This window comes from Pseudomonas sp. JH-2 (assembly GCF_036231725.1).
Taxonomy (GTDB): domain Bacteria; phylum Pseudomonadota; class Gammaproteobacteria; order Pseudomonadales; family Pseudomonadaceae; genus Pseudomonas; species Pseudomonas delhiensis.
Map to the genome: position 1 here is coordinate 53,650 of NZ_JAZAQP010000027.1, position 24,781 is coordinate 78,430.

A 24,781-nucleotide genomic window follows, 5' to 3' on the forward strand; every position below is an offset into this window, starting at 1 on the left:
GTAGGAGCGCGCCCTGCGCGCGAAATCGCGGGCAGGGCCCGCTCCTACAGGGTGGTGCCGTCCGGCCCCCGCAGGGCGGAATACCCATGCCGGACGTCTCGCGCGGCCGGGAACCAATCGCGGACGGAGTCCGCTCCTACGACCGTGCCACCGGATGGTTCCGCGTGGCGGAGGCAGTCGACCGTAGGGCGAATAGCCGTTCGCGGTTATCCGCCGTTGGCCGTGCCATCGGGGTGTCCGGCGTGGCGGGTGAATCCAATCGCGGACAAAGTCCGCTCCTACAGGGAAATGCCACACCTTCCGGCAACCTGTAGGAGCGAGCTTGCTCGCGAACGGACTTCGCAGCGGGGTTTGTTCGCGAGCAAGCTCGCTCCTACGAAGAGCATTTCGGCGCGGGCCGCAAGACAGTTGCTCCTACGTCCGTGCTTCCTGAAACCGTAGGAGCGGACTCTGTCCGCGATTTGGCGGATAACGCCGTAGGCGTTATGCGCCCTACCAACTATACCGGCGCTTATTCGCCGAACTTCTCGTCCAGCAGGTCGTACATCGCCTGGAACGCCCGGCGGGCCACCTTGGCGTCGTACTGCATCTTGCCCGGGATCTGCGCCTGCGGGTCGGTGAAGGAGTGCGCCGCGCCGCCGTAGCTGGTCAGGGCCCAGTCCACGCCGGCGTCGTTCATTTCCCTGGCGAAGTCGGCCAGTTGCTCGCGCGGCACCAGCGGGTCGATGGCGCCGTCGAGGACCAGCACCGAGCCCTTGATGTTCTTCGCATCCGCCGGGTTGGGCGAATCCAGGGTGCCGTGGAAGGACACCGCCGCGGCCAGCGGCGCGCCGTCGCGGGCCAGGTCCAGGGCGCAGCAGCCGCCGAAGCAGAAGCCGAAGGCGGCCAGCCTGGCGCTGTCGAGCGGTGCCTTGCCGGCCTGGGCCTGCAGTGCCTTGAAGGCCCCCTGCATGCGGCGGCGCAGGGCAGCGCGGTCGTTCTTCAGCGGCATCATGGCGGCGCCGGCCTGTTCCGGGCCGTCGGGGCGCACGTCCTTGCCGTAGAGGTCGGCCACCAGCACCACGTAGCCGTGGCCGGCGACCTGGCGGGCGATGTCCAGCGCGCCCTGGCTGACACCCAGCCAGTTGGGCGCCATCAGCAGGCCGGGGCGCTGCACGGTGCTGGAGGCGTCGAAGACGAGCTGACCTTCGAAGGACACACCGTCGACTTCGTAAGCGACGGGTTGGACGCTGATCTGACTCATGGGTGACTTCCTTCAGTGGGAGTAGGAAAAGCACAAAGCCCGCGTAGGCGGGCTTTGTGTGAGGTTACCGGCTCAGGCGGAAAGTTCCACCAGCAGCTTGTTCAGCCGGCGCACGTAGGCGGCCGGGTCCTTGAGGCTGTCGCCGGCGGCCAGGGCGGCCTGGTCGAAGAGGATGTGCGCCAGTTCGCCGAAGCGGTCCTCGTCCGACTCCGCATCCAGCTTCTCGATCAGCGGGTGGGCCGGGTTGAACTCGAAGATCGGCTTCGATTCCGGCACCTTCTGCCCGCTGGCCTCGAGGATCTGGCGCATCTGCAGGCCGAGGTCGGCCTCGCCGATGGCGAGGATCGCCGGCGAGTCGGTCAGGCGGTGCGACACGCGCACTTCGGCCACTTCGTCACCGAGGGCAGCCTTCAGGCGCTCCACCAGGCCCTCTTTGGCCTTGGCCACTTCCTCCTGGGCCTTCTTGTCCTCTTCCGAGTCCAGGCTGCCCAGGTCCAGGTCGCCGCGGGCGACGTCGACGAAGGCCTTGCCGTCGAAGTCCGACAGGTAGCTCATCAGCCACTCGTCGATGCGGTCGGTGAGCAGCAGGACCTCGATGCCTTTCTTGCGGAAGACTTCCAGGTGCGGGCTGTTCTTCACCTGCGCGTAGCTCTCGCCGGTGAGGTAGTAGATCTTGTCCTGGCCTTCCTTCACCCGGCCCAGGTAGTCGGCCAGCGACACGCTCTGCTCGCCGGATTCGTCGCTGGTGGACGAGAAGCGCAGCAGGCCGGCGATCTTCTCCTTGTTGGCGAAGTCTTCCGCCGGGCCTTCCTTGAGCACCTGGCCGAAGTTCTTCCAGAAGCCCTTGTAGGCCTCGGCGTCGTTGCTCGCCAGCTTCTCCAGCATGTCCAGCACGCGCTTGGTCAGCGCCGACTTCATCGAGTCGATCACCGGGCCGGACTGGAGGATCTCGCGGGAAACGTTCAGCGACAGGTCGTTGGAGTCGACCACGCCCTTGATGAAGCGCAGGTACAGCGGCAGGAACTGCTCGGCCTGGTCCATGATGAACACGCGCTGCACGTACAGCTTCAGGCCGCGCGGGGCTTCGCGGTGGTACAGGTCGAACGGGGCGCGGCCGGGCACGTAGAGCAGCGAGGTGTATTCCAGCTTGCCTTCGACCTTGTTGTGGCTCCAGCTCAGCGGGTTCTCGAAGTCGTGGGCGATGTGCTTGTAGAACTCCTGGTATTCCTCGTCCTTGATCTCGGTGCGCGGACGGGTCCAGAGGGCGCTGGCGCGGTTGACCACTTCCCATTCCGGCTCGGCCGGCTTGTCCTTCTCTTCGCCATGGAATTCCTTTGGCAGCTCGATGGGCAGGGCGATGTGGTCGGAGTACTTCTTGATGACGTTGCGCAGGCGCCAGCCATCGGCGAACTCGTCTTCGCCATCCTTCAGGTGCAGGACGATACGGGTGCCGCGCTCGGCCTTGTCGATGGTGGCGACATCGAAGTCGCCCTCGCCTTTCGACGACCAGTGCACGCCCTCGCTGGCCGGGGCGCCGGCGCGACGGCTGAACACGTCGACCTTGTCGGCGACGATGAAGGCACTGTAGAAGCCCACGCCGAACTGGCCGATCAGGTGCGAATCCTTCTTCTGGTCGCCCGACAGGTTCTTCAGGAAGTCGGCGGTGCCGGACTTGGCGATGGTGCCCAGGTGCGCGATCACTTCCTCGCGGCTCATGCCGATGCCGTTGTCTTCGAGGGTGACGGTCCTGGCGTCCTTGTCGAAGCTGACGCGGATCTTCAGTTCGGCGCCGCCTTCGAGCAGTTCCGGCTTGGCCAGGGCCTCGAAGCGCAGCTTGTCGGCCGCGTCGGAGGCGTTGGAAATCAGTTCGCGGAGGAAGATTTCCTTGTTCGAATACAGGGAATGGATCATCAGGTGAAGCAGTTGCTTCACTTCGGTCTGAAAGCCCAGGGTCTCTTTCTGCGTCTCCACGCTCATAGGTTCTCGCTCCGAGGATGACAAAAGCCGCAGCGGGCGGCGGATGTCAGCGAGATGGGGGCTTCCTGAAGCTTTTCAAGGGTTTGCCGCGACGGGCGTCACTGCGGCAGCAACTCGATGGCGCTGATCTCCGAGGGCCGCAGGCTGTAGCTGGCCTGGCCGGCGCCGGTGAGCAGGTGGCGGATGACCACCCGGCCGTTCGGGTCGAGGCCGGTGAACACGCCTTCGGCCACGCGTCCGCGCTCGGTGGTCACGCGCATGCCGCGGTTGACGTAGCGCTGCGGCTCGGCCTGCAGGCGCTCCAGGCTCAACGGCCGCGCCGCGTTGCCGGGCGGGGGCGCGACGGGCTGGGGTTCGGCCGCCGGAGCGCTGGCCTCGGCGCGCGGCGCCAGCTTCGGGTAGCGGTCGCCGCGCACCGTCCAGCCGCGGCTGGCGCTGCGCCTGAGTTCCAGGTCCAGGTGCTGGGGCTCGCCGTCCAGGCTGAAGTCCAGCGGCACCTGCAGGATCGGGTCCAGGGGCTCCAGGCGCGTCTCGGGCAGTTCCAGCTGGCGGTCCGGGAAGCGCCGCTGCAGATAGTCGCGCAGGACGTAGGCCAGGGTGTCGGCGGAGTCGAAACGGGTATCCACCTGGCCGTCGCGGTAGCGCAGGCGGTCGGTGTACAGCTCGATGCGGCCGCTGAGGGTGGTGTGGTACTCCGTCGGCAGTACCAGGTGGAAGTCGCCACGCAGGCGGTTGGGCGCCTCGGGCCGCAGGTCCAGGTGCAGGCTGTAGCCGCTGCCCAGGCGCACGGCCTCGGGCAGGTCGGCGCCCGGCGCCAGCCAGCTGACCTCCACCGCGGGCCGCGGCCCGCGGTCGTCCGGCAGCACGTCCAGGCGCAGCGCGCCCTGCGGCTGGGCCGGCAGGCGGATGCGCACCTCGCGGTGGGCATAGAAGTCCTGGCCCTCGCGCAGGCTGAGCACGCCGTCGATCAGTTCCGCCTGCTGCGGCGCGAAGGCCTGGCCGTCGAGCTCACCGCGCAGGGCGATGTCCAGCTCCGGCGCCGCCACGGGCCCGCTGCGCAGCCATTGCAGGCTGAGGATGGCTTCCAGCCGCGCGCTGTCGTGGCTGGCGAGCATGGCCAGGCCGACGACCAGGGGGATGCAGCCCAGGGCACCGAGGAACAGCGCCTTGCGCGCGAAGCCCCAGTGCCGCGCCAGGAACACCGGCGCCAGGGGCGGCAGCAGGCAGGCCAGGCCCCACAGCGGGCCGCGCTCGAATGCCAGCATGACCAGCCAGGCGTAGCCGGCCAGCGCCAGCAGCAGCCCGCCGAGGATCAGCAGCGTGTCCATCGCGCCCCGGGCCTCAGGCGCCGTCGACCTTGAAATGCGCCCGCGCGGTGGCGATCGGCTCGGCGCGGCTGGTCTGCCAGGCGGTGATGGCGACGTTGGCCACGCGCCGGCCCTGGCGCCACACCTGGCACTGGGCGTAGGTGTCGCGGAAGTGCCCGGCGCGCAGGTAGTCGACGGAGAAGTCGATGATCTTCGGCAGGTGCGGCACGCCCATGAGCATCAGCAGGTGCAGCATGGCCGCGTGTTCCATGAAGCCGGCGATCACCCCGCCGTGCAGCGCCGGCAGGGTCGGGTTGCCGATGTTGTCGCGGCTGGCCGGCAGGTGGAAGATCACCTCCTCGCCCAGGCGCAGGCAGCGGATGCCGATCAGCCGGGCGTAGGGGATCATCTCCAGCAGCGGGCTGAAGTCGTTGTCCTGGTGCATCTGGCGCAGCAGACTCTCGATGTTCGGGGTGCTCATGCGCCCTCCCCCTTGCCGCCCGCCGGGCCGCCGACGGCGCCCTTGCCCAGGCGCATGAAGGTGCCGACCACATGGGCGATGGGCTCCTGCGGGTCGTCCTGGTAGGCGATGCCGCGGGTGAAGATGACGGTGGGCGTGACGCGGTAGCACTCGGCGAACCCGAAGATGTCCTTGTGCGGCTCGGCCGGGTGCATGTAGTCGATGCGCAGGTCGAGGGTCGGGCAGATCTCGAACTGCGGCAGCACGCAGATCGTCGAGATGCCGCAGGTAGTGTCCATCAGGGAAGTGATGGCGCCGCCGTGGATCACGCCGGTTTCCGGGTTGCCAACGATCGCTTCGCTATAAGGCAGGCGCAGGGTCAGGCCCTTTTCATCCGCGGCATGGGCCGCGATACCCAGCACCTGGCAATGGCGCAGGACGGCGAGGAAGCGTTGCGCGCGCTCTAGAATGGACATTTCAGTCATGCGGATCGGGGCCCCGGGATGCTCGATGGCGAATGATACTCCGCCGTCTACGGGCTCTGCAGTGAATAATCGTAGTGCCGGCGCAAACTTGCGTTGAACTTCTGAGGCAAGCCTCAGCTCAAAGGGCTAACACCAGGAACGCCGCACATGGAGGCTCCACGATGAAAAAAACCCTTCCCTTCGCTCTGATGCTGGTTGCAGGCCTGACGCTGGCCGGTTGCAACAAGAAAGAAGAGCCCAAGGCCCCGCCGGCCGAGCCGAGCACCGAGCAGCCGGCGACCCCGGCGCCGACCACGCCGCCGGCCAACGAAGCCGCTCCGGCGCCGACCACCCCGGCTCCGGACACCGCGCCGGCACCGTCCAACGAGGAGCAGAAGCAACAGTAAGCTCCCCGTACAACGCACAAGGCCCGCATTCGCGGGCCTTGTCGTTTCTTCACTCCGGCTCCTTCGCCGGCTCCGCCTGGGGCGTGGGGGTGAACACCATCACCTTGAGTACGTCGGAGTGGAACTCGCGCTGGTACAGCACCCCGACCACCCCGGCGGTGACCAGCATGAAGATCCACGGGTTGATGAACCAGGCCAGCATGGCCAGGCCGAAGTAGTAGGAACGCAGGCCCTGGTTGAACTGGTGCGCGGCCATGGACACCACCCGCGCGGCGCGCTCGGCGAAGGCGTTGCGCTCCTGCTCGCCGACGTGGCGCTCGCCGATCATCGGCGCCGAGCCCACCAGCACGGCGGCGAAGTTGTACTGGCGCATGCACCAGCTGAAGGTGAAGAAGGCATACACGAACACCACCGCCAGGCACAGCAGCTTCAGCTCCGACAGCCCACGGGTCGGCGAGGCCACGAAAGGCAGGTCGGCCAGCAGCGACACGGTGCGCTCGGCCGAACCCAGCAGGGTGAGGATGCCGGCCAGGATGATCAGGGTGCTGGAGGCGAAGAACGAGGCGTTGCGCTCCAGGTTGCCGATCACGCTGGCGTCGGCCACGCGGTTGTCACGCAGCAGCAGGCGGCGCATCCAGTCCTTGCGGTACAGGTGCAGCACGCTGGCCAGGCACGCGGTGTCGCGGGCCCTGTGGCTGGCGTAGCGGGCATAGCCGACCCAGCAGAGGGCGAACCAGAGCATGGCCAGCAGGTTCCACAGGTACTGGATATCGAAGAGGTCGACGACGTCGGTCATGGTCTTCCTTGGCGGGCCCTGTCGGCGGGCCCGGCCTGTTGATGGGGTAATGGCGGGAGAACGCGGCAGATAGACGCTGGATATTCGCGGGAAGACACGTGATCGCTTCCGATTGCGGAAATGTCCCATGACACCCTGTAGGAGCACGCCCTGCGCGTGAATCGCGGATGAATCCGCTACTACCCTGCCGGCGGGCACTGCTTCTCGTAGGAGCGAGCTTGCTCGCGAACAGGCTCCGCTGCGGGGCTTATTCGCGAGCAAGCTCGCTCCTACGAAGAGCAACCTCGGCACGGCCTGCAAGACAGTTGCTCCTACGGTTCCGATGAAACACGGGCGTAGGAGCGGACTCCGTCCGCGATTGGATTCACCGGCCACGCCGGATGCCCCGGTGGCACGGCCAACGGCGGATAACCGCGAACGGTTATGCGCCCTACGCTCCCGCCCCACAGACAAACACGATGTCCCGTAGGATGGCGTTGAGCGAAGCGATACCCATCGCCGTGGCCGCATGGGTTTCGCTCAACCCATCCTACGAAAACCGGTTCGCACAGTGGGCAAGACAGCACAACGAAAAAGACCGCCTCGTGGGCGGTCTTTCTCGTTTCGGCGGGCCGGGTCAGGCCACGGCTTCGCTGGGCTCGCCCAGCAGGCGGTCGACCACCACCATCACGGCGAGCATGGCCACCGAGGGGATCAGCCAGGCCAGGCCCTGCTCGGACAGCGGCAGGTGGGCCAGCCACTGGGGCAGGTTGAAGCCGGCGCCCTTGAGCGCGTCGACCATGCCGAAGGCCAGCGATACCGCCATCACCGGCGCGACTATGCGTGCCTGCGACTTCCACAGGCCGGCACAGAAGCTCAGCGCCACCAGCACGATGCACGGCGGGTAGATGGCGGTCAGCACCGGCACCGAGAACTGGATCAGCTTGGTCAGGCCGAGGTTGGACACCAGCAGCGAGAAGCCGGCCAGGATCACCACCAGGCTGCGGTAGGACAGCGGCAGGATGCGGCAGAAGTACTCGGCGCAGGCGCAGGTCAGGCCCACGGCGGTGACCAGGCAGGCCAGGGCGATGAGCACGGCGAGGAAGCCGCTGCCCAGGGAGCCGAAGGTGTGTTGCACGTAGGCGTGCAGCACGGCCGCGCCATTGCTGGCGCCGGCGGCGATGTCGTGGCTGCCCGAGCCCAGGCGGAACAGGCTGATGTACACCAGCGCCAGCCCTACCCCGGCGATCAGCCCGGCGATCACCGCGTAGCGGGTGATCAGGCGCGGCGACTGCACGCCGCGGGAGCGGATGGCGTTGACGATGACGATGCCGAAGACCAGGGCGCCCAGGGTGTCCATGGTCAGGTAGCCGTTGATGAAGCCCTGGGAGAAGGCTGCGTGCTCGTAGCTCGGCTCGGCTTGGCCGATGGTGCCGGCCGGCAGCATGAAGGCGGCGATGCCCAGCGCCGCCAGGGCGATGATCTTCAGCGGGGCGAGGAAGCGGCCCACGGTGTCCAGCAGCTTGCCCGGGTACAGCGAGATCACCAGGACCACCAGGAAGTACACCAGGCTGTAGAGGAACAGCGGCAGCGCGCCGTCACCGGTCAACGGCGCCAGGCCCACTTCGAAGGACACGGTGGCGGTACGCGGGGTGGCGAACAGCGGGCCCACGGAGAGGTAGCAGACCGCCGCCAGCAGGCCGCCGGCGACGCGCCCGATGGGGTGGCTGAGGGTGTCCATGGCGCCGCCGACCTTGGCCAGGGCGACCACGGTGATGACCGGCAGGCCGACCGCGGTGATCAGGAAGCCGAGGGCCGCCATCCATACGTGCGGGCCCGAGTGCAGGCCGACGATGGGCGGGAAGATGATGTTGCCGGCCCCGACGAACAGGGCGAAGGTCATAAAGCCGAGCGCCAGGATGTCCTGGCCTTTCAAGACGTTCATTCAGGGGAATACCACAGTGCTGAAACGGTTTCGTGGCCTGCCAGGGCACAACGGCCGAACGGGCACGGCGCAGCCGCATCGGGGATGCCTGCGTTCATGCCTGTACGGGAGATTGTTCTTGGTAGTCCGATAGCAGAGGTTTTCCATGAGCTCGTGGCCCGTATGCTCCTGCATTCTGGTTGCCCCGCCATCCTTGACGGTCAGGAATCGCCGCCGCTCCGGGTAGGAGCTGGCGGTCAGCGCGCCTTCCCTTGTGGGGAACGCAACGCTGGAGATAGTTGCTAGCCTAACGATCTATCCCGATGAACTGCACTGACATACGTCAGCTCGTCCGCGGGATGAAAGGGCGTGTCGCATGAACGACACTTCTTGCGACGAGGCGGCAATGCAAGAGGCCACCCGAAGGTGGCCTCTTGCGGACGCTCAGGTAAGCGAAACGCTTACTTGGTCGCCCAGCCGGTCAGCTCGGCCAGGGCCTTGCCGATGTCGGCCAGGGAACGCACGGTCTTCACACCGGCGTCCTGCAGGGCGGCGAACTTCTCGTCCGCAGTGCCCTTGCCGCCGGAGATGATGGCGCCGGCGTGGCCCATGCGCTTGCCGGGCGGTGCGGTGACGCCAGCGATGTAGGACACCACCGGCTTGGTCACGTTGGCCTTGATGTAGGCAGCGGCTTCTTCTTCAGCCGAACCGCCGATCTCGCCGATCATGACGATGGCTTCGGTCTTCGGGTCTTCCTGGAACAGCTTCAGGATGTCGATGAAGTTGGAGCCCGGGATCGGGTCGCCGCCGATGCCCACGCAGGTGGACTGGCCGAAGCCGGCATCGGTGGTCTGTTTCACGGCTTCGTAGGTCAGGGTGCCGGAACGCGACACGATGCCCACTTTGCCCGGCAGGTGGATGTGACCCGGCATGATGCCGATCTTGCACTCGCCGGGGGTGATCACGCCCGGGCAGTTCGGGCCGATCAGGCGTACGCCCAGCTCGTCGCACTTGACCTTGGCTTCCAGCATGTCGATGGTCGGGATGCCTTCGGTGATGCAGACGATCAGCTTGATGCCGCCGAAGGCCGCTTCCAGGATCGAGTCCTTGCAGAACGGAGCCGGAACGTAGATGACCGATGCGTCGGCACCGGTGGCTTCCACGGCTTCCTTGACGGTGTTGAACACCGGCAGGCCCAGGTGGGTGGTGCCGCCCTTGCCGGGGGTCACGCCGCCAACCATCTTGGTGCCGTAGGCGATGGCTTGTTCGGAGTGGAAGGTACCCTGCGAGCCGGTGAAGCCCTGGCAGATGACTTTGGTGTCTTTATTGATCAGGACGCTCATTACTTACCCTCCGCGGCCTTGACGACTTGCTGGGCAGCGTCGGTCAGGCTGGTCGCCGCGATGATGTTCAGACCGCTTTCGGCCAGGACCTTGGCGCCGAGATCGGCGTTGTTGCCTTCCAGACGAACGACAACCGGGATTTTCACGCCGACTTCTTTCACGGCGCCAATGATGCCTTCAGCGATCATGTCGCAGCGGACGATGCCGCCGAAGATGTTCACCAGGACGGCAGCGACGTTGCTGTCGGAGAGGATGATCTTGAACGCTTCGGTCACGCGCTCTTTGGTCGCGCCGCCGCCAACGTCGAGGAAGTTGGCCGGCTTGCCGCCGTGCAGGTTGACGATGTCCATGGTGCCCATGGCCAGGCCGGCGCCGTTGACCATGCAGCCGATGTTGCCTTCCAGCGCGACGTAGTTCAGTTCCCACTTCTGCGCATGGGCTTCACGGGCGTCGTCCTGGGACGGGTCGTGCATGGCGCGCAGCTTGGGCTGACGGTACAGGGCGTTGGAGTCGATGTTGATCTTGGCGTCCAGGCAGTGCAGGTTGCCGTCTTTCTTGATCACCAGCGGGTTCACTTCCAGCAGCGCCAGGTCGTAGTCCTGGAACAGCTTGGCCAGGCCCACGAAGATGTGGGTGAACTGCTTGATCTGGTCGCCCTTCAGGCCCAGCTGGAAGGCCAGCTCGCGGCCCTGGAACGGCTGGGCGCCGACCAGCGGGTCGATGGTAGCCTTGAGAATCTTCTCGGGAGTGTCGTGGGCGACCTTCTCGATGTCCACGCCACCTTCGGTGGAAGCCATGAACACGATACGGCGGCTGGAACGGTCGACAACGGCGCCGAGGTACAGCTCCTTGTCGATGTCGGTGCAGGATTCCACCAGGATCTTGCTGACCGGCTGGCCATTGGCGTCAGTCTGGTAGGTCACCAGACGCTTGCCCAGCCAGTTGGCGGCGAACGCCTTGGCGTCCTCCTTGCTCTTGACCAGCTTCACACCGCCCGCTTTACCGCGGCCACCGGCATGCACCTGGGCTTTGACGACCCACTCGGTGCCACCGATTTTCTCACAGGCTTCTGCGGCCTCTTCGGGTGTGTCGACGGCATAGCCCTTGGATACGGGCAGGCCGTACTCAGCGAACAGCTGCTTACCCTGATACTCGTGGAGATTCATGCTTGTCTACCGTTTTTTCGTCTTGGGTATTGCGCATTCGGCGCAGCGCTCGTGGCGCCGCACCACCTGTGACTCCCGCCCTTGCGGGCGGGAATCCGGCGGGATGGTCGCGGCAGCCCCTCGCGAATGACTGCCGCCCTGCCCCGCCGTGGTCCTACCGCCTCAGCGCTTCTTGCGGTTGGCGATGTGGATGGCGTGGCCATTCACCGCCAGGGCCGCTTCGTGCAGCGCCTCGGACAGAGTCGGGTGGGAGAAGACCATCATGCCCAGGTCTTCGGCGCTGGTGCCGAATTCCATGGCGATCGCGCCCTGCTGGACCAGCTCGGCGGCGCTCGGGCCGATCACGTGGACGCCCAGCACGCGGTCGGTCTTGGCATCGGCGATGACCTTGACCAGGCCGGTGGTGTCGTTGGCAGCCATGGCGCGGCCGCTGGCGGCGAACGGGAAGGTGCCGACGTTGACTTCGACGCCTTCGCCCTTGAGCTGCTGCTCGGTCTTGCCGACCCAGGCGATTTCCGGGTGGGTGTAGATGACCGACGGGATCAGGTCGTAGTTCATCTGGGCCTTGTGGCCTGCAATGCGCTCGGCGACCATCACGCCCTCTTCCGAGGCCTTGTGCGCCAGCATGGCGCCGCGGACCACGTCACCGATGGCGAACACGCCCGGAACGCTGGTCTTGCACTGGTCGTCGACGAAGATGAAGCCACGCTCGTCCAGGGTCACGCCGCTGTCGGCGGCCAGCAGGTCGGTGGTCACCGGGCGACGGCCCACGGCCACGATCAGCTTGTCGAAGGTTTCCTTCTGCTCGCCGTTGGCGTCGGTGAAGGTCACGGTGACCTGCTTCTTCTTCACCTCGGTGCCGGTGACGCGGGCGCCCAGGCGGATGTTCAGGCCTTGCTTGGTCAGGACCTTCAGGGCTTCCTTGGCGATCTGCTCGTCGGCGGCCGGGAGGAACTTGTCCAGGGCTTCCAGGACGGTGACTTCGGCACCCAGGCGGGCCCAGACCGAACCCAGCTCCAGGCCGATGACGCCGGCGCCGATCACGCCCAACTTCTTCGGCACGGCCTGGAATTCCAGGGCGCCGGTGGAGTCGACGATGATGTCGTCGGTCAGCGGGGCCGGCGGGATCTCGACCGGCTTGGAGCCGGAGGCGATGATGATGTTGTCGGCTTCCAGAACCTGGGTCTTGCCGTCCAGGCCGGTCACTTCGACCTGCTTGTTGGCCAGGACCTTGCCGTGGCCTTCGAAGGAAGTCACGCCATTGGCCTTGAACAGAGTGGCGATGCCGCCGGTCAGGTTCTTCACGATGTTGGCCTTGCGGGCAATCATCGCCGGAACGTCCATCTTCACGCCGCCGGTGGAGATACCGTGGACGTCGAAGCCTTCTTTGGCTTCCTTGTACTTCCAGGAGCTGTCCAGAAGCGCCTTGGACGGAATGCAGCCTACGTTCAGGCAGGTACCGCCGAGAGCGACCTTGCCCTCTTTACCGATGTACTTCTCGATGCAAGCGGTCTTCAGGCCGAGCTGGGCGGCACGGATGGCAGCCACGTAGCCGCCGGGGCCGGCACCAATCACAACCACGTCGAATTTCTGGCTCATATCTCAATCCTTATTCCGGTGAAGCGGACGGCCCCTTTCGGGGCCGTCGTGTAGTACGGGGCCGTCGGGTGAAATGACGAATCAGACGTCCAGCAGCAGACGAGCCGGGTCTTCCAGCAGGTCCTTCATGGCGACCAGGAAGCTCACCGCTTCCTTGCCGTCGATCATGCGGTGGTCGTAGGACAGCGCCAGGTACATCATCGGCAGGATCACCACCTGGCCGTTAACGGCCATCGGGCGTTCCTGGATCTTGTGCATGCCGAGGATGGCGGTCTGCGGCGGGTTGACGATCGGCGTCGACAGCAGAGAACCGAATACGCCACCGTTGGAAATGGTGAAAGTACCACCGGTCATGTCTTCGATGGACAGCTTGCCGTCCTTGGCCTTCTTGCCGAAGGTGGCGATGCCGTTCTCGATCTCGGCCAGGCTCATGAACTCGGCGTTACGCAGTACCGGTACCACCAGGCCGCGGTCGCTGGACACGGCGACACCGATGTCCTGGTAGCCGTGGTAGACGATGTCGTTGCCGTCGATCGAGGCGTTGACGCCGGGGAAGCGCTTCAGGGCTTCGGTGGCAGCCTTGACGAAGAAGGACATGAAGCCCAGGCGCACGCCGTTGTGCTTCTTCTCGAACAGGTCCTTGTACTTGTTGCGCAGGTCCATGATCGGCTTCATGTTGACTTCGTTGAAAGTAGTCAGCATGGCCATGGAGGACTGGGCTTCGACCAGGCGCTCGGCGACCTTGGCGCGCAGGCGGGTCATCGGCACGCGCTTCTCGACGCGGTCGCCGGCGGCGAACACCGGGGCCTCGGCGGCCGGAGCGGCCGGCTTGGCGGCGGCCGGAGCGGCAGCCGGGGCGTTCTTCTTGGCCTCGACGGCGGCGACCACGTCTTCCTTGGTGACGCGACCGCCCTTGCCGGTGCCGGCGATGCTGTTCGGGTCGATGCCGTTCTCTTCGGCCAGCTTGCGCGCGGCCGGCGAGAGGATGGCGTCTTCGCCGGCGGCGGCCGGAGCGGCAGCGGCAGCCGGGGCAGCCGCCGGAGCGGCGGCGGCCGGAGCCGGAGCGGCAGCAGCGGCGCCGCCTTCGCTCAGCTTGCCGAGCAGTTCGTTGGAGAGGACGGTGTCGCCTTCGTTCTTGATGATCTCGGCCAGTACGCCGTCGGCCTCGGCCAGCACCTCGATGACCACCTTGTCGGTCTCGATGTCGACGATCAGTTCGTCACGCTTGACGGCTTCACCGACCTTCTTGTGCCAGGTGGCGACGGTGCCGTCGGCGACCGATTCCGGGAAGGTTGGGGCTTTGATTTCGATAGCCATTGTGTGTGTTTCCTTAAATTCGGTATCTACTGCGCGTTGGCGTTAAACGGTGAAGGCGTCTTGCAGCAGTTTTTCCTGCTGCTCGGCGTGCATCGAAGCGTAGCCGCAAGCCGGGGCGGCCGAGCCGTCGCGGCCGGCGTATTCCAGGTTGAGGCCCTTCTTGTGCGCGGCGATGACACGGCGCATGTGGTGCTGCGAGCAGTACCAGGCACCCTGGTTCATCGGTTCTTCCTGGCACCAGACGATGTGCTTGAGGTTCTTGTACTTGGACAGGACCTCGGCCAGGTCGTCTTCCGGGAACGGGTACAGCTGTTCCAGGCGGACGATCGCGATGTTCTCGCGGCCTTCGGCACGGCGCTTCTCCAGCAGGTCGTAGTACACCTTGCCGCTGCACAGGACGATGCGGTCGACCTTCTTCGGATCCAGGCCGTCGATCTCGTCGATGACGGTCTGGAACGAGCCGTTGGCCAGATCTTCCAGGGTCGAGATGGCCAGCTTGTGGCGCAGCAGCGACTTCGGCGTCATGACGATCAGCGGCTTGCGCAGCGGGCGGATCACCTGGCGGCGCAGCATGTGGTAGACCTGCGCCGGGGTGGTCGGCACGCAGACCTGGATGTTCTGCTCGGCGCACAGCTGCAGGTAACGCTCCAGACGCGCGGAGGAGTGCTCCGGGCCCTGGCCTTCGTAGCCGTGCGGCAGCAGCATGGTCAGGCCGCACAGGCGCTGCCACTTGGTCTCGCCGCTGGTGATGAACTGGTCGATCACCACTTGCGCACCGTTGGCGAAGTCACCGAACTGGGCTTCCCAGATCACCAGCGCGTTCGGCGTGGTGGTGGCGTAGCCGTATTCGAACGCCAGTACCGCCTCTTCCGAGAGGTAGGAGTCGTACAGGCTGACGCGCGGCTGGCCGTCGAACAGGTGGGCCAGGGGGATGTAGACCGAGTCGTCCTTCTGGTTGTGCAGCGCCGCATGGCGGTGCGAGAAGGTGCCGCGGCCGACGTCCTGACCGGTCATGCGCACCGGGTGGCCTTCGAACAGCAGGGTGGCGTAGGCCAGGTTCTCGGCGAAGCCCCAGTTGATCGGCATGCCGCCGGCGGTCATCTTGGCGCGGTCTTCGTAGATCTTCTGCACCTGGCGCTGCATGACGAAACCGTCCGGGGTCTCCAGCAGCTTGTTGGACAGCTCCTGCAGGGTCTTCAGGTCGAAGCGGGTGTCGTGACGCGCGGTCCAGGCGTGACCGACGTACGGACGCCAGTCGACGAAGAGCTCCTTGTTCGGCTCCTTGACCAGGCTTTTCACCACGTGCTGGCCGTTGTCCAGGGCGTCGCGGTACTCGTCGACCTTTTCCTGGGCCTGCTCGGCGGTCTGCACGCCGGCTGCGATCAGCGCGTCGGCATACAGGTCGCGGGTGGTGCGCTGCTTGGCGATCTGCTGGTACATCAGCGGCTGGGTGCCGCTGGGCTCGTCGGCCTCGTTGTGGCCGCGGCGGCGGTAGCAGACCAGGTCGATGACCACGTCACGCTTGAACTGCATGCGGTAGTCGACGGCCAGCTGGGTGACGAACAGCACCGCTTCCGGGTCGTCGCCGTTCACGTGGAAGATCGGCGCCTGGATCATCTTGGCAACGTCGGTCGCGTACTCGGTGGAGCGCGCGTCGTCCTGGCGGCTGGTGGTGAAGCCGACCTGGTTGTTGATCACGATGTGGATGGTGCCGCCGGTCTTGTAGGCACGGGTCTGGGACATCTGGAAGGTTTCCATGACCACGCCCTGCCCCGCGAAGGCGGCGTCGCCGTGGATGGAAATCGGTACCACCTTGTCGCCGTTGCCGTCCTTGCGACGGTCCTGGCGGGCGCGTACCGAACCCTCGACCACCGGGGAGACGATCTCCAGGTGCGAGGGGTTGAAGGCCAGCGCCAGGTGGACTTCGCCACCGCTGGTCATGACGTTGGAAGAGAAGCCCTGGTGGTACTTCACGTCGCCCGAGCCCAGCTCGACCAGCTTCTTGCCTTCGAACTCGTCGAAGAGGTCGCGCGGGTTCTTGCCGAGGGTGTTGACCAGGACGTTCAGACGGCCACGGTGGGCCATGCCGATGACGATTTCCTTGACGCCGTAGGAGCCGGAGCGCTGGATGATCTCGTCGACCATCGGAATCAGGCTTTCGCCGCCTTCAAGACCGAAACGCTTGGTGCCCGGGTACTTGGTGCCCAGGTACTTCTCCAGGCCCTCGGCCGCCGTCAGGCGCTCGAGCAGGTGGGCGCGGGCATCGGCGGAATACGCCGGACGGCCGCGCACGCTTTCCAGGCGCTGGGCGAACCAGTGGCGCTGCTCGGAATCGACGATGTGCATGAACTCCGCGCCGATGGTGCTGCAGTAGGTCTGCTTCAGCGCATCGAGGATTTCACGCAGGGTGGCCTCTTCCTTGCCGATGTAGAGCTCACCGGTGCGGAAGGTGGTGTCGAGGTCGGCGGCGGTCAGCCCGTAGTGATCCAGCGACAGGTCCGAAGGCGCGGTACGCACCCAGAGACCCAGCGGATCGAGCTTCGCGGCCTGATGTCCACGCAGCCGGTACGCCAGGATCAGGCGCAGGACTTCGACCTGCTTCTTCTCGTGCTCGGTGCTGACGCTGCCGGCGGAAACAGGCGCGGCGCGGCGCTGGTTCTTGGCCAGGAGCACGAAATGATCACGGATGGAGGAATGCGAGACGTCGGGGGCGGGATTGCCGTCGGCAGGGAGCTTCTGGAAGTACGTGCGCCACTCTTCTGGCACAGCGTTCGGGTCGTGCAGGTAGAGCTCGTAGAGCTCTTCGACGTAGGCAGCGTTCCCACCGGATAGATGGGCACTGTTCCACATCCGCTGCATTACGCTTTCGTGCATGCTTGGTCACCCTCGGTAAGGGGACTCCACCTGATGGAACTCTCGGGAGACCCAGCCCTGTGCAGCGACTGGTAGCCACAAAAGGTTCCCGCAGATAGTCCGGGTACCAGCCCGGATGCCCCTGCTGGTCATATATACGTTTTCAGAGTCAGAACCCCGGCTTTGTGGGCTGGGGCCCGTTGCAACCGTACCGCCGGACAATGTTCCGGCGGTACGGGTATTGCTCTTGCCTCATGCGGCAGCGAGTGGGATCAGGTCCCGCTCTGCAGCAGCATGTTGCGAATGTGACCGATGGCCTTGGTCGGGTTCAGGCCTTTCGGGCAGACATTCACGCAGTTCATGATTCCACGGCAACGGAACACGCTGAACGGATCGTCCAGGCTGGCCAGGCGAGCCTGGGTTTCCGTGTCACGGCTGTCGGCCAGGAAACGATAGGCCTGCAGCAGCGCGGCGGGGCCGAGGAACTTGTCCGGGTTCCACCAGAACGACGGGCAGGAGGTCGAGCAGCAGGCGCACAGGATGCACTCGTACAGACCGTCCAGCTTTTCGCGCTCTTCGGGGGTTTGCAGGCGTTCGATCGCCGGCGCGGCATACTTGTTCTGCAGGTACGGCTTAACGCTCTCGTACTGCTTGTAGAAGATGCGCATATCGACGACCAGGTCACGGATCACCGGCAGGCCCGGCAGCGGACGCAGCACCAGCTTGCCGCCCTTCAGGCCGGCGGCCGACAGCGGAGTGATGCAGGCCAGGCCGTTCTTGCCATTGATGTTCATGCCGTCGGAGCCGCAGACGCCCTCGCGGCAGGAACGACGGTAGGAGAAGCCCTCGTCCTGTTCCTTGATCAGCGCCAGCACGTCCAGGACCATCACGTCCTTGCCCTGGGTATCGACGTCGAAGTCCTGCATGTACGGTGCAGCGTCCTTCTCCGGGTTGTAGCGGTAAACACTTACTTTCAACATGACGGGCACCCTTAGTAAGTACGAACCTTGGGTTCGAATGCCGGAACGGTCTTCGGCGCGAAGTTGACGGCACGCTTGGCAACGCGCTTCTCACCCGGGAAGTACAGGGTGTGGCACAGCCAGTTCTCGTCGTCGCGCTCCTCGAAGTCTTCGCGGGCATGGGCGCCGCGGGACTCTTTGCGGTTTTCGGCCGCGATGGCGGTGGCTTCGGCCACCTCGAGGAGGTTCTGCAGTTCCAGCGCTTCGATGCGCGCGGTGTTGAAAGCCTGGCTCTTGTCGTTGATCTTGACGTTGGCGATGCGATCGCGCAGGTCAGCCAGTTGGGCGATACCCTTCTGCATGTATTCGCCGGTACGGAATACACCGAAGTAGTTCTGCATGCACTGCTGCAGTTCGCGCTTGAGCGGGGCGACTTCTTCGCCGCTGGTGCGCTCGTTCACGCCGTTCAGGCGCTTGAAGGAGGCTTCCAGGTCGGACTCGGAGGCGCCGCGGTGCTCGATGCCCTCTTTCAGGGCCTTTTCCAGGTGCAGGCCGGTGGCGCGGCCGAAGACCACCAGGTCGAGCAGCGAGTTGCCGCCCAGGCGGTTGGCGCCGTGCACCGATACGCAGGCGACTTCGCCGACCGCGAACAGGCCTTCGATGATGGTGTCGTTGCCGTTGGCGTCCATGGTCAGGGCCTGGCCATGGATGTTGGTGGCGACGCCGCCCATCATGTAGTGGCAGGTCGGGATGACCGGGATGGGCGCGACCACCGGGTCGACGTGGGCGAAGGTCTTGGACAGTTCGCAGATGCCGGGCAGGCGGCTGTGCAGGACTTCCTCGCCGAGGTGGTCCAGCTTCAGCAGCACGTGGTCCTTGTTCGGGCCCACGCCGTTGCCGGCGATCACTTCCTTGACCATGGAACGGGCGACCACGTCGCGGCCGGCCAGGTCCTTGGCGTTCGGTGCGTAACGCTCCATGAAGCGCTCGCCATGGGCGTTGATCAGGTAGCCACCCTCGCCACGGCAGCCTTCGGTGACCAGTACACCGGCGCCGGCGATGCCGGTCGGGTGGAACTGCCACATCTCGATGTCCTGCACCGGCACGCCGGCACGCAGGGCCATGCCCACGCCGTCGCCGGTGTTGATCAGGGCGTTGGTGGTGGAGGCGTAGATGCGGCCCGCACCGCCGGTGGCCAGGACCACGGCCTTGGAGCGGATGTAGATGGTGTCGCCGGTCTCGATGTCGATGGCGATGATGCCGACCACGTGGCCGTCCTGGTTCTTCACCAGGTCGACGGCGTACCACTCATTAAGGAAGGAGGTGCCGTTCTTCAGGTTGGCCTGGTACAGGGTGTGCAGCAGGGCGTGACCGGTACGGTCGGCCGCGGCGCAGGTACGGGCGGCCTGGCCACCCTTGCCGAAGTCCTTGGACTGGCCACCGAACGGACGCTGGTAGATGCGGCCCTGCTCGGTACGGGAGAACGGCAGGCCCATGTGTTCCAGCTCGAACACGGCTTCCGGGCCGACGGAGCACATGTATTCGATGGCGTCCTGGTCACCGATGTAGTCGGAGCCCTTGACGGTGTCGTACATGTGCCAGCGCCAGTCGTCGTTCGGGTCGGCCGAGGCGATGGCGCAGGTGATGCCGCCCTGGGCGGAAACGGTGTGCGAGCGGGTCGGGAAGACCTTGGTCACCACGGCGGTCTTGTGGCCGCCCTGGGCCAGTTGCAGCGCGGCGCGCATGCCGGCGCCGCCGCCACCGACGATGATGGCGTCGAAGGAGAGAGTACGAATGCTTGCCATGGATCAGTTACCCCAGAGAATCTGCACACCCCAGACGAAGAATGCGAACATGGCCATGCCGCATACCGCCTGGACGAGGAAACGCACGATGGTCGCGGGCTTGCCCAGCGCCATCTGAGTCAGGTAGTCGGTGGTGATGGTCCACATGCCGACCCAGGCGTGCACGCTCAGGGCAACCAGCGTGAGAAGACTGAAGATCTTCATCAGGCCGTGGGAGAACAGACCATGCCACTCCTCGTAGGAGATGTTCGGGTGCGCGATCAGGTAACCCAGCAGGAAAAGCACATAAGCCGCGAGAACGACCGCAGAAACGCGCTGGGCCATCCAGTCGTAGAGGCCGGAACGCGAGAAGTTAGTGACGTTAGTTACCATACCCAGACCCCCGCCAGAACGATCAGCACCACGGCAATGGCGATGACGATTTTCGAACCACGCTTGCCACCTTCCAGCGTCTCGCCGATACCTGCGTCCATGACGAGGTGACGAATGCCGGCTACCAGGTGGTACAGCAGCGCGGAGAGCAGGCCCCAGATCACAAGCTTGGCCAACGGATGGGCCAGACACGCCTTCACCTGCTCGAAGCTGTCTTCCGATGCCAGGGACTTGTCGAGCGCGAACAGCAGCACGGCAATGCCCACGAACAGGATGACGCCAGAGATGCGGTGGAGAATGGACGTGTAAGCAGTGACAGGGAGTTTGATGGTCCTTAGGTCTAGGTTTACAGGTCGTTTGCTATTCACGGCTTTTTTCACACTGAGAGCCCTTCGAATTGCAGGGCTAGTTGTCGGGAGGTGCACTTGTCAGGTACCCATCACCTTCGGGAGTGACAACCGCCTGTGGAGCGAGGCCTGGAGGGCCCCAGCGGCTGGTCGCCGAGTATAGACAGTTAGGCTCCTAATGACAACGGAATCGCCTTCGCCTAAGGACTTATTGCCGCACCCCGGGAAAAGGCGTAAATAGGCGATTTTTTTCGCCAAAACAGGCAGTTGGAGGGGCTGTCAGGCACCACTTCTTGCAAATTGACAATCGGATTTATCTCTCTATAGTGGTGCGGGCCCTGCGTGGGGGGTCGTACAGATGATTTCAAGCATTAATAGGAGGCCTAATCATGGCTGACAAGAAAGCGCAGTTGATCATCGAGGGCGCAGCCCCCGTCGAACTGCCCGTCCTCTCCGGCACGCTGGGCCCCGATGTAGTGGATGTGCGGGGTCTGACCTCCACGGGCCACTTCACGTTCGATCCTGGCTTCATGTCCACCGCCTCCTGCGAGTCGAAGATCACCTATATCGACGGCGACAAGGGCGTGCTGCTGCACCGCGGCTATCCGATCGAGCAACTGGCCGAGAAATCCGACTACCTGGAAACCTGCTACCTGCTGCTCAAGGGCGAACTGCCCACCGCCGAGCAGAAGGAACAGTTCGTCGGCACCATCAAGAACCACACCATGGTTCACGAGCAGCTGAAGACCTTCTTCAACGGCTTCCGCCGCGATGCCCACCCGATGGCCATCATGTGCGGCGTGATCGGCGCCCTCTCCGCCTTCTACCACGACTCCCTGGACATCAATAACCCCAAGCACCGCGAGATTTCCGCGCACCGCCTGGTCGCCAAGATGCCGACCATCGCCGCCATGGTGTACAAGTACTCCATGGGTCAGCCGATGATGTATCCGCGCAACGACCTGAGCTACGCAGAAAACTTCCTGCACATGATGTTCAACACCCCCTGCGAGACCAAGCCGATCAGCCCCGTGCTGGCCAAGGCCATGGACCGCATCTTCATCCTGCACGCCGACCACGAGCAGAACGCCTCGACCTCGACCGTGCGCCTGGCCGGCTCCTCCGGTGCCAACCCGTTCGCCTGCATCGCCTCCGGCATCGCCGCCCTCTGGGGCCCGGCCCACGGTGGTGCGAACGAAGCGGTACTGCGCATGCTGGACGAGATCGGTGACGTTTCGAACATCGAGAAGTTCGTGGCCAAGGCCAAGGACAAGAACGATCCGTTCAAGCTGATGGGCTTCGGCCACCGCGTGTACAAGAACTTCGACCCGCGCGCCAAGGTCATGAAACAGACCTGCGACGAGGTGCTCAGCGAGCTGGGCATCAACGACCCGCAGCTGGAACTGGCCATGAAGCTGGAAGAGATCGCCCGCCACGACCCCTACTTCGTGGAGCGCAACCTCTACCCGAACGTGGACTTCTACTCGGGCATCATCCTCAAGGCCATCGGCATCCCGACCAGCATGTTCACCGTGATCTTCGCCCTGGCACGTACCGTGGGCTGGATCTCGCACTGGCAGGAAATGCTCTCCGGCCCGTACAAGATCGGCCGCCCGCGCCAGCTGTACACCGGCTACACCCAGCGCGACTTCGTCGAGCTCGGCGCTCGCAAGTAAGTCCCGCCGGGATAGGAAAAGGCTGCTTCGGCAGCCTTTTTCTTTTATGGCGCCGAGCCATGCGCCCCGTAGGGCGCATAACGCCTACGGCGTTATCCGCCGTCCTGCCGGGCTCCGGCATTCCGGCTGGCCCTGACAATGTTTTTCGTAGGAGCGAGCTTGCTCGCGAACGGACTCTGCAGCGGAGTTTATTCGCGAGCAAGCTTGCTCCTACCGGTTGCCAGAAGGCACGGCATTTCCCTGTAGGAGCGGACTCCGTCCGCGATTGCCCCCAGGCTGCGCCGGACCATCCGGTAACCCCCACCATACAAAAGGCCGCCCAAAGGCGGCCTCTTCGACGCGCCCCCAGCCTCAGCGCTTCTCGGCAGCCGCGCGCAGCCCCTTCAGGGTGTTCATCGGCGCGTCCACCACGAAGCTGTTGGCCAGCCAGGACGGGATGCTGCCACCCGGCTCGGTCTGCACCTGGTAGGTCACCTCGGTGACGCCCGTGCCCTTGGGCACCAGCTTCCATTCGCCGACCAGCTTGGGCACGCGGATCTCGCCCTTCTCTTCGGGGATGTAGGTCGGCTCGGCCTGCAGGTGGCGGATGAGGCCGCCGTCGGCGGTCTTCTCTGTGCTCACGTGGATCACCACGTCGCGGCCGGTCACCGGCCAGGGCATGTCGATCTTCGAGTAGGTCCAGGAGTTGTCGCCCTCGCTCTTGAGCAGGCGCATCTCGGCGCAGGCGTGGATCCACTTGCAGGAGCCCTTCACGTCTTCCTGCAGGGCGTTGATGCTGGCCACGTCGGCCTTGATGTCGACCACGCCGCGATAGGCCTTGTACTTCGAGCCCGGGACGCTGCTCAGGTAGACCTTGACGCCGTCCTCGTCCTTGGCCAGTTGCCAATCCTCGGCCATGGCGGCGCCACAGGCGCCCAGCAGGGCGGCGCTCAACAGGGTCATACGCAGGATGCCACGCATCGTCATCTTCCTCTGGTTATTGTTGGTCTGGCCGGGCCGGCCAAGCGCCGGGCCCGTGCAAATCCGCGATCCTGAGCGGTTCGGCAGTCAGGATGGGCGCCAGTATGGCCCCTGAAAACGTGACTTCCAAGTCACTCAGGCGGCGGTGATCCGTTCCCATTCGGCGAGGATACGCAGGGCTTCCCCGTTGCTGCTGCCGCAGACCTCGGCATCGGCGTCGAAGGCCGCGCAGACCGCCGGGCGCTCGGGCCGGCCGAACAGGCGGCAGAGGTTGCGCTCGTCCAGTTGCACGCAACGCACGCCCGCGGGCTTGCCGCCGGGCATGCCGGGGATGGGCGAGGAGATCGACGGCGCCACGCAGCAGGCGCCACAACCGGCACGGCATTGCATCGTTGCAGGGCTCTCGGAAGGGTGCGACAGGGATGGCGCACCGCAGGGCCGGTGCGCGGCGCGGAGGATAAGCCCAGCGGCGCCCGCCGCCAAGGGCCTTGCATCGCCTGCTGCCCCTTGGCGGCGCGGGCGCGGCGATTTAGGCTGGCGCCCTCCTCACCTCCGAGAGCTCCCCATGCCGGTCTGGGCCCAAACCGCCACCCTCCTGGCGTTCTCCAACCTGTTCATGACCTTCGCCTGGTACGGCCACCTGAAGACGCTGAACACCAAGCCCTGGATCATCGCCGCCCTGGTCAGCTGGGGCATCGCGCTGTTCGAGTACCTGCTGCAGGTGCCGGCCAACCGCATCGGCTATACCGCGCTGTCGGTGGGCCAGCTGAAGATCATGCAGGAGGTCATCACCCTGGCGGTATTCGTGCCCTTCAGCGTGTTCTTCATGCAGCAGCCGCTGAAGCTGGACTACCTCTGGGCCGGCCTGTGCCTGCTGGGCGCGGTCTACTTCATCTTCCGCAGCTGATTCAGGCGCGCGGCTTCAGCCGGCTGATCAGGCTCGAGGTGTCCCAGCGCCCGCCACCGGCGGCCTGCACCTCGGCGTAGAACTGGTCGACCAGCGCCGTCACCGGCAACTGCGCGCCATTGTGCCGCGCCTCGTCGAGCACGATGGCGAAGTCCTTGCGCATCCAGTCCACGGCGAAGCCGAAGTCGAAGCGCCCTTCCAGCATGCTCTTGTGGCGGTTCTCCATCTGCCAGGACTGCGCCGCGCCCTTGCTGATGACCTCGATGGCGGCCTCGCCGTCCAGGCCGGCGCACCGGGCGAAATGCAGGGCCTCGGACAGCCCCTGGAGCAGGCCGCCGATGCAGATCTGGTTGACCATCTTGGTCAGTTGCCCGGCGCCGCTGTGGCCCATCAGCCGGACCATCCGCGCATAGGCGGCGATCACCGGCTCGGCGCGCCGGTAGAAGGCCTCCTCGCCGCCCACCATCACCGTCAGCACGCCGTTCTCGGCGCCGGCCTGGCCGCCGGACACCGGCGCGTCGAGGAAGCCCAGCTCGCGCTCGGCGGCCTGCACCGCCAGCTCGCGGGCCACCGCCGCCGAGGCCGTGGTGTGGTCGACGAACACGCTGCCCGGCTGCATCCCGGCGAGGGCGCCGTCGGGCCCCAGCACCACGCTGCGCAGGTCGTCGTCGTTGCCCACGCAGCACATCACGAATTCCGCCTGCGCCGCAGCCTCGCGCGGCGTCGGCGCGGAACTGCCGCCGTGCCCGGCGACCCACTGCGCGGCGCGCGCCGGCGTGCGGTTGTAGACGCAGACCTCATGCCCCTTGGCCTGCAGATGCCCGGCCATGGGGTAGCCCATGACGCCCAGGCCGATGAACGCGACTTTCGCCATGGCTCCAGCTCCCTGTTGTCGATCGGGCTAGCCTAGCAGCGGTTTG

Annotated in this window: 22 protein-coding genes; 3 read left to right on the forward strand and 19 right to left on the reverse strand. The window is 65.5% G+C overall.

Features of this window, described 5'->3' with window-relative positions:
- Window positions 1-511: 511 nt before the first annotated feature.
- The 5 genes from VV867_RS18620 to VV867_RS18640 all read right to left on the reverse strand — a co-directional run bounded on the left by VV867_RS18620 (window position 512) and on the right by VV867_RS18640 (window position 5,472).
- Window positions 512-1,243, reverse strand: a complete 732-nt coding sequence (locus tag VV867_RS18620) for a dienelactone hydrolase family protein (RefSeq protein ID WP_109937137.1) — start codon at window positions 1,241-1,243, stop codon at window positions 512-514.
- Window positions 1,244-1,315: 72 nt separating this feature from the next.
- The gene (gene htpG / locus VV867_RS18625) at window positions 1,316-3,220 is read right to left on the reverse strand and encodes a molecular chaperone HtpG (protein ID WP_328567239.1); all 1,905 of its coding nucleotides are present in this window, start codon (window positions 3,218-3,220) and stop codon (window positions 1,316-1,318) included.
- A gap of 98 nt (window positions 3,221-3,318) precedes the next feature.
- Window positions 3,319-4,548, reverse strand: coding sequence for an MFS transporter (locus VV867_RS18630; RefSeq protein ID WP_328567240.1), 1,230 nt, complete (start codon window positions 4,546-4,548; stop codon window positions 3,319-3,321).
- 13 nt (window positions 4,549-4,561) lie between these two features.
- Window positions 4,562-5,008 (reverse strand): PaaI family thioesterase, encoded by a 447-nt coding sequence (locus tag VV867_RS18635; RefSeq protein ID WP_089390398.1) that lies wholly within the window; start codon window positions 5,006-5,008, stop codon window positions 4,562-4,564.
- Window positions 5,005-5,472, reverse strand: a complete 468-nt coding sequence (locus VV867_RS18640; protein ID WP_275629765.1) for a PaaI family thioesterase — start codon at window positions 5,470-5,472, stop codon at window positions 5,005-5,007. The genes VV867_RS18635 and VV867_RS18640 overlap by 4 nt, the downstream gene beginning before the upstream one ends.
- A gap of 161 nt (window positions 5,473-5,633) precedes the next feature.
- Here VV867_RS18640 and VV867_RS18645 point away from each other — a divergent pair, with 161 nt between their 5' ends.
- Window positions 5,634-5,858 (forward strand): hypothetical protein, encoded by a 225-nt coding sequence (locus tag VV867_RS18645; protein WP_328567241.1) that lies wholly within the window; start codon window positions 5,634-5,636, stop codon window positions 5,856-5,858.
- A gap of 49 nt (window positions 5,859-5,907) precedes the next feature.
- Here VV867_RS18645 and VV867_RS18650 read toward each other — a convergent pair whose 3' ends face one another.
- The 11 genes from VV867_RS18650 to sdhC all read right to left on the reverse strand — a co-directional run bounded on the left by VV867_RS18650 (window position 5,908) and on the right by sdhC (window position 20,351).
- Window positions 5,908-6,654 (reverse strand): DUF599 domain-containing protein, encoded by a 747-nt coding sequence (locus tag VV867_RS18650; RefSeq protein WP_328567242.1) that lies wholly within the window; start codon window positions 6,652-6,654, stop codon window positions 5,908-5,910.
- A 616-nt stretch (window positions 6,655-7,270) separates the two neighbouring features.
- On the reverse strand, window positions 7,271-8,578 hold the full coding sequence (gene brnQ, locus VV867_RS18655; RefSeq protein WP_109937131.1) for a branched-chain amino acid transport system II carrier protein: 1,308 nt from the start codon (window positions 8,576-8,578) through the stop codon (window positions 7,271-7,273).
- 440 nt (window positions 8,579-9,018) lie between these two features.
- The gene (gene sucD, locus VV867_RS18660) at window positions 9,019-9,900 is read right to left on the reverse strand and encodes a succinate--CoA ligase subunit alpha (RefSeq protein ID WP_074982640.1); all 882 of its coding nucleotides are present in this window, start codon (window positions 9,898-9,900) and stop codon (window positions 9,019-9,021) included.
- Entirely contained in the window at window positions 9,900-11,066 is a 1,167-nt protein-coding gene (gene sucC, locus VV867_RS18665) for an ADP-forming succinate--CoA ligase subunit beta (protein ID WP_074982642.1), read from the reverse strand. Before sucC ends, sucD begins: the two co-directional genes overlap by 1 nt.
- A gap of 162 nt (window positions 11,067-11,228) precedes the next feature.
- Window positions 11,229-12,665: a dihydrolipoyl dehydrogenase gene (lpdA, locus tag VV867_RS18670; protein WP_109937130.1), complete on the reverse strand. Its 1,437-nt coding sequence runs from the start codon at window positions 12,663-12,665 to the stop codon at window positions 11,229-11,231.
- An 81-nt stretch (window positions 12,666-12,746) separates the two neighbouring features.
- On the reverse strand, window positions 12,747-13,982 hold the full coding sequence (gene odhB, locus VV867_RS18675) for a 2-oxoglutarate dehydrogenase complex dihydrolipoyllysine-residue succinyltransferase (protein WP_275629763.1): 1,236 nt from the start codon (window positions 13,980-13,982) through the stop codon (window positions 12,747-12,749).
- A 42-nt stretch (window positions 13,983-14,024) separates the two neighbouring features.
- Entirely contained in the window at window positions 14,025-16,856 is a 2,832-nt protein-coding gene (locus VV867_RS18680) for a 2-oxoglutarate dehydrogenase E1 component (protein WP_328567243.1), read from the reverse strand.
- Window positions 16,857-17,107: 251 nt separating this feature from the next.
- Window positions 17,108-17,815: a succinate dehydrogenase iron-sulfur subunit gene (locus VV867_RS18685; RefSeq protein ID WP_275629762.1), complete on the reverse strand. Its 708-nt coding sequence runs from the start codon at window positions 17,813-17,815 to the stop codon at window positions 17,108-17,110.
- A gap of 11 nt (window positions 17,816-17,826) precedes the next feature.
- Entirely contained in the window at window positions 17,827-19,599 is a 1,773-nt protein-coding gene (gene sdhA / locus VV867_RS18690; protein WP_109937127.1) for a succinate dehydrogenase flavoprotein subunit, read from the reverse strand.
- Between the two features lie 3 nt (window positions 19,600-19,602).
- Window positions 19,603-19,971, reverse strand: a complete 369-nt coding sequence (sdhD, locus tag VV867_RS18695; protein ID WP_009619375.1) for a succinate dehydrogenase, hydrophobic membrane anchor protein — start codon at window positions 19,969-19,971, stop codon at window positions 19,603-19,605.
- Window positions 19,965-20,351: a succinate dehydrogenase, cytochrome b556 subunit gene (gene sdhC / locus VV867_RS18700; protein WP_167364784.1), complete on the reverse strand. Its 387-nt coding sequence runs from the start codon at window positions 20,349-20,351 to the stop codon at window positions 19,965-19,967. The genes sdhD and sdhC overlap by 7 nt, the downstream gene beginning before the upstream one ends.
- A 356-nt stretch (window positions 20,352-20,707) precedes the next feature.
- Here sdhC and gltA point away from each other — a divergent pair, with 356 nt between their 5' ends.
- On the forward strand, window positions 20,708-21,994 hold the full coding sequence (gene gltA, locus VV867_RS18705) for a citrate synthase (RefSeq protein WP_109937126.1): 1,287 nt from the start codon (window positions 20,708-20,710) through the stop codon (window positions 21,992-21,994).
- A 351-nt stretch (window positions 21,995-22,345) separates the two neighbouring features.
- On the opposite strand, the gene VV867_RS18710 is transcribed toward gltA, so the two are convergent.
- Entirely contained in the window at window positions 22,346-22,954 is a 609-nt protein-coding gene (locus VV867_RS18710; RefSeq protein WP_109936150.1) for an START domain-containing protein, read from the reverse strand.
- A gap of 135 nt (window positions 22,955-23,089) precedes the next feature.
- Entirely contained in the window at window positions 23,090-23,344 is a 255-nt protein-coding gene (locus VV867_RS18715; RefSeq protein WP_089390387.1) for a YkgJ family cysteine cluster protein, read from the reverse strand.
- A gap of 175 nt (window positions 23,345-23,519) precedes the next feature.
- On the opposite strand from VV867_RS18715, the gene VV867_RS18720 reads away from it, so the two are divergent.
- Window positions 23,520-23,861, forward strand: coding sequence for a DMT family protein (locus VV867_RS18720; protein WP_009619370.1), 342 nt, complete (start codon window positions 23,520-23,522; stop codon window positions 23,859-23,861).
- Between the two features lies 1 nt (window position 23,862).
- Here the strand turns inward: VV867_RS18720 and VV867_RS18725 are convergent, their stop codons facing one another.
- Window positions 23,863-24,735, reverse strand: coding sequence for an NAD(P)-dependent oxidoreductase (locus VV867_RS18725; protein ID WP_109936151.1), 873 nt, complete (start codon window positions 24,733-24,735; stop codon window positions 23,863-23,865).
- Between the last annotated feature and the right edge of the window lie 46 nt (window positions 24,736-24,781).

Coding starts and splice junctions, on each gene's coding strand:
- VV867_RS18620 (WP_109937137.1), bottom strand. CDS start 1,243: ATGAGTCAGATCAGCGTCCAACCCGTCGCTTACGAAGTCGACGGTGTG.
- htpG (WP_328567239.1), bottom strand. CDS start 3,220: ATGAGCGTGGAGACGCAGAAAGAGACCCTGGGCTTTCAGACCGAAGTG.
- VV867_RS18630 (WP_328567240.1), bottom strand. CDS start 4,548: ATGGACACGCTGCTGATCCTCGGCGGGCTGCTGCTGGCGCTGGCCGGC.
- VV867_RS18635 (WP_089390398.1), bottom strand. CDS start 5,008: ATGAGCACCCCGAACATCGAGAGTCTGCTGCGCCAGATGCACCAGGAC.
- VV867_RS18640 (WP_275629765.1), bottom strand. CDS start 5,472: ATGACTGAAATGTCCATTCTAGAGCGCGCGCAACGCTTCCTCGCCGTC.
- VV867_RS18645 (WP_328567241.1), top strand. CDS start 5,634: ATGAAAAAAACCCTTCCCTTCGCTCTGATGCTGGTTGCAGGCCTGACG.
- VV867_RS18650 (WP_328567242.1), bottom strand. CDS start 6,654: ATGACCGACGTCGTCGACCTCTTCGATATCCAGTACCTGTGGAACCTG.
- brnQ (WP_109937131.1), bottom strand. CDS start 8,578: ATGAACGTCTTGAAAGGCCAGGACATCCTGGCGCTCGGCTTTATGACC.
- sucD (WP_074982640.1), bottom strand. CDS start 9,900: ATGAGCGTCCTGATCAATAAAGACACCAAAGTCATCTGCCAGGGCTTC.
- sucC (WP_074982642.1), bottom strand. CDS start 11,066: ATGAATCTCCACGAGTATCAGGGTAAGCAGCTGTTCGCTGAGTACGGC.
- lpdA (WP_109937130.1), bottom strand. CDS start 12,665: ATGAGCCAGAAATTCGACGTGGTTGTGATTGGTGCCGGCCCCGGCGGC.
- odhB (WP_275629763.1), bottom strand. CDS start 13,982: ATGGCTATCGAAATCAAAGCCCCAACCTTCCCGGAATCGGTCGCCGAC.
- VV867_RS18680 (WP_328567243.1), bottom strand. CDS start 16,856: ATGCACGAAAGCGTAATGCAGCGGATGTGGAACAGTGCCCATCTATCC.
- VV867_RS18685 (WP_275629762.1), bottom strand. CDS start 17,815: ATGTTGAAAGTAAGTGTTTACCGCTACAACCCGGAGAAGGACGCTGCA.
- sdhA (WP_109937127.1), bottom strand. CDS start 19,599: ATGGCAAGCATTCGTACTCTCTCCTTCGACGCCATCATCGTCGGTGGC.
- sdhD (WP_009619375.1), bottom strand. CDS start 19,971: ATGGTAACTAACGTCACTAACTTCTCGCGTTCCGGCCTCTACGACTGG.
- gltA (WP_109937126.1), top strand. CDS start 20,708: ATGGCTGACAAGAAAGCGCAGTTGATCATCGAGGGCGCAGCCCCCGTC.
- VV867_RS18710 (WP_109936150.1), bottom strand. CDS start 22,954: ATGCGTGGCATCCTGCGTATGACCCTGTTGAGCGCCGCCCTGCTGGGC.
- VV867_RS18715 (WP_089390387.1), bottom strand. CDS start 23,344: ATGCAATGCCGTGCCGGTTGTGGCGCCTGCTGCGTGGCGCCGTCGATC.
- VV867_RS18720 (WP_009619370.1), top strand. CDS start 23,520: ATGCCGGTCTGGGCCCAAACCGCCACCCTCCTGGCGTTCTCCAACCTG.
- VV867_RS18725 (WP_109936151.1), bottom strand. CDS start 24,735: ATGGCGAAAGTCGCGTTCATCGGCCTGGGCGTCATGGGCTACCCCATG.